Annotated in this window: 3 protein-coding genes; all 3 read left to right on the plus strand. The window is 53.2% G+C overall.

What is annotated here, in order from left to right:
- The first annotated feature begins 24 nt into the window (after positions 1-24).
- The 3 genes from FBQ85_28095 to FBQ85_28105 are packed head-to-tail and all read left to right on the plus strand — an operon-like array spanning position 25 to position 3,433.
- The gene (locus FBQ85_28095) at positions 25-1,356 is read left to right on the plus strand and encodes a hypothetical protein (GenBank protein MDL1878995.1); all 1,332 of its coding nucleotides are present in this window, start codon (positions 25-27) and stop codon (positions 1,354-1,356) included.
- Positions 1,287-1,763, plus strand: coding sequence for an N-acetyltransferase (locus FBQ85_28100; protein MDL1878996.1), 477 nt, complete (start codon positions 1,287-1,289; stop codon positions 1,761-1,763). Before FBQ85_28095 ends, FBQ85_28100 begins: the two co-directional genes overlap by 70 nt.
- Positions 1,764-1,777: 14 nt before the next feature.
- Complete coding sequence (locus FBQ85_28105; protein ID MDL1878997.1) at positions 1,778-3,433, plus strand: capsule assembly Wzi family protein; 1,656 nt, start codon at positions 1,778-1,780, stop codon at positions 3,431-3,433.
- Positions 3,434-3,488 lie beyond the last annotated feature (55 nt).

Here is a 3,488-nt window from a genome sequence, read left to right on the forward strand (position 1 = left end):
TCCGCACTGGGTGGCGTTGACAATATGGTTGTCGGCAACCTGAGTGGCACCGATGCGACACAGGTGGAAATCGATCTGGCAGGTTCAATAGGCGCCAATACGGGTGACGGACAGGTTGACAGTGTCACAGCGAATGGCACAACAACCGGGGATGTCATCAGCGTGACAGAAACGGGTGGACAGATACTTGTTAACGGCCTTCCAGCGCAGGTTCGTATCGCCCATGCAGAAGTCAACGACAGACTGATTCTTAATGGTCAAAGCGGTGATGATGTCATTGATGCGAGCACGCTGGCCTCGGGAATGCCCGGGCTGGATTTCAACGGTGGATTGGGAGGCGATATACTGATTGGCAGTCAGAATGGCGATCGATTCCTTGGCGGCGACGGCAATGATATCGCCATCATGGGGCCAGGTGACGACAGTTTTGTATGGAACCCTGGTGATGACAACGATGTGATTGAGGGCGACACAGGTTTTGACACGCTGCTGTTTAATGGCAGCAATGTTTCCGAGAATATTTCCATATCCGCCAATGGCGGCCGTACCAGTTTCTTCAGGGATGTCGCCAATGTAACGATGGATCTGAATGATACCGAAGCAATCGAGTTCATCGCACTAGGCGGCGCCGATACAATTACCGTGAACAATCTTGCGGGTACCGATATTACTGAAGTCGACATCAATCTGGGCGCTTCGGGAGGCGGCGGTGATGGTCAGGCTGATGTGATTAATGTCATGGCCACAGCAGCCGACGATGTCATCTTGGTAACGATGGCTGGCAGCGATATCATCATTTTAGGTCTGTCGGCGACGGTAGTGGTCCGCAATTTCGAGGCTGCCAATGACCGGTTGCACGTGTCCGGACTGGGTGGCGACGATGTCATTGATGCCAGTGGCGCTGCGGTGCCTGTGTTCCTGGATGGTGGTGATGATGATGACATCCTGCTGGGCGGCAGCAAGCACATGGTGGTTTATGACGATATGGAGCCCAGCGAAAAGGTAAAGGTTTTTAACCGCGGGGTTGAGATCACGGAAAAAGAATCGGTGTATCAAACTCTGGTGCAATATCGCATGGGCGACATGTACGCGCCGAAGATCGATCAAACCGAAGCGCTCAGCCGGCTGGTTGCGGAATTTGTGGATTGTATTCGCACCGGACGCAAGCCGCTCACCGACGGCAAAGCGGGTTACAACGTCGTGCGCATTTTGGAAGCGGCGGACAAATCGTTGCGCGCCGGCGGACGGGCCGTGCAACTGTCCGCGCATTCACGCAAGGAATTTTCATGGAAGACTATCAACGAATTTCAGCAGATGTCAAACTCGGCGAAAATGTCCGAATATTCGCGTTTGTAAATCTCTACGGCTGCACGATTGGCGATGATTCCAAGATCGGTGCGTTCGTGGAGATTCAGAAGAATGCCCGCATCGGCCGCGCTGTCAAGGTTTCGAGCCATACGTTTATTTGCGAAGGTGTAACGATCGAAGATGAAGTTTTCATCGGCCACAATGTTTCGTTCATCAACGACAAGTATCCGCGCGCCACGAGTGAAGGCGGACGATTGCAAACCGATGCCGATTGGAATGTTGTTCCCACGGTAGTGAAACGAGGCGCGAGCATCGGCACGGGATCGACGATTCTCTGCGGCCTGACTATTGGTGAAAACGCGATTGTCGGCGCTGGCAGCGTGGTCACGAAAGATGTGCCCGCGAACGCCGTGGTTGCCGGTGTGCCGGCGCGCGTCATTAGAATTCAGAAATAGGATAACTTTTCGCAATGGCTTGGCCGTTGCTTATTAATGGTAGGCGTTACCACAAGCCTTGGCCTGGCCAGGGCTTTTACATTGAATGGGCACACATGGTTCGTCATCACCTCCCCAAAATAATCCTAACAATTTTGTTGGCCTCACCGTTGCTCGGCAGAGCACAAAGCCCCTGGCAGATACAACCAACCTGGCATTGGCAGAACGACTATCTCGATCAACTCAGTTTGCGCTACCCCGAGCTGGCTTTGTTGCAAATGTCTTTACCATTGCGCAATAATGTTAAGATTGACGAGTCTTCCTATCAAATCAAGGATCAATCAGCAAACAGCTTTTGGTTTAACAAGCTATCTTCATCAACGGTTTTTCAAAGGGCGTCTCGCTCGCCATTCGTGTTTGCACAACTCGGTTTTTCCGGACGCTCACAAACGCCGCCAGAGCTTGGGATTGAAGGCAATTTCATTGAGGCGCATTCACAAATTGGTGTGCGCAGCTTTGCCGGCATTTTCCCTTCGCCGGCAATCTCTTTTGTCAATGTCATGCGCGTGGATCGCGGCGTTGCGGATGAGCCGGAATATCTCGGCAAGCGCTGGCGCGACATTACGGGCTTGACGGAACAGGCATATGTAAACTTTGACAAGGGCAAATATCGTCTAAAATTCGGGCGGGATTATGTGAAATGGGGGAGGGGCTTTGATGCCTCGCTATTGCTCTCCGATTACAGCCGGGCGCTCGATCACTTGCATTTGCAATTTGATTTGCAGCGCTTGCGTTTCGTTTATCTCGCAGCCAAGCTCGACCCCTGGCGCCTACCGGATTCACTCGCGCAGAGTTTACGTACGGAATTTGCTTCGCGCTATCTAGCGGCGGGACGCCTGGAAGCGGAAGTTTTGCCGCAGCGGTTGCGCCTGGCGTTTTCGCAAATGGTGTTGTATGGCGGACCGCATCGCCGTTTCGAGTGGCTCATGCTCAATCCGCTGTTGCTGTATCACGGCGAGCAGCTCAACGGCGATCTCAATGCCAACACCGCCATCGCCTTTGATGCGATGTTCATGCCCAAAGCCGGCGTCGAGATTTATGGTCAATGGCTGATCGACGATTTTCAAATCGAAAATGTTGACAGCACGGATTTGGAGCCGAATGAATGGGGAATGTTAATCGGCGGGCGAATCGCAGAACCGTTCGGCCTCAACGGCGCGACCATCGGCTTGGAATACACGCGTGTCGCCAATCGCACCTACAAAACCAAGCGCGATTGGGAGAAGTTTTGGCATCGCCAGCAGCCGCTCGCGCATTATCTCGGCAATGATTTTGACCGCTGGCTGCTGCATGCGAGCGCCTACACTGGCCGGCAAGTTTGGACGCAATTCGTTTTTGAGTACCGCCGTCGCGGCGAAGGCCGCATTGCCACGGCTTTCGACCAGCCCTGGCTTGCTGTTCCCGCTGGACAATCCTACCACGAAGAATTCCCCTCCGGAATCGTCGAGCGCAGTTTGCATTTACGTTGGCAGGCGCGCTGGCATCCCACCGCAAACCTCGCTGTTTCCTTCCTTACGATGTTCTCACATTATAACAACTATCAAAACCAGTCGTCAGTCAAACAAAGCAGCAGATACTTTGTCGTGAGTATGTTTTGGGAGAATGCCTTCAGTCGCGTATTTGGTTTTTGATCGAATCCGGCAGGCGCTCTTCAAGCTGCGGATAGGCTTCCACCAACCGGAGAAT

The organism is Cytophagia bacterium CHB2, from assembly GCA_030263535.1.
In the GTDB taxonomy this organism is placed as follows: domain Bacteria; phylum Zhuqueibacterota; class Zhuqueibacteria; order Zhuqueibacterales; family Zhuqueibacteraceae; genus Coneutiohabitans.

What these genes read in the sequence shown, in the direction of transcription:
- FBQ85_28105 (MDL1878997.1), top strand. Translation starts at nt 1,778, where the DNA reads ATGGCTTGGCCGTTGCTTATTAATGGTAGGCGTTACCACAAGCCTTGG.
- FBQ85_28100 (MDL1878996.1), top strand. Translation starts at nt 1,287, where the DNA reads ATGGAAGACTATCAACGAATTTCAGCAGATGTCAAACTCGGCGAAAAT.
- FBQ85_28095 (MDL1878995.1), top strand. Translation starts at nt 25, where the DNA reads ATGGTTGTCGGCAACCTGAGTGGCACCGATGCGACACAGGTGGAAATC.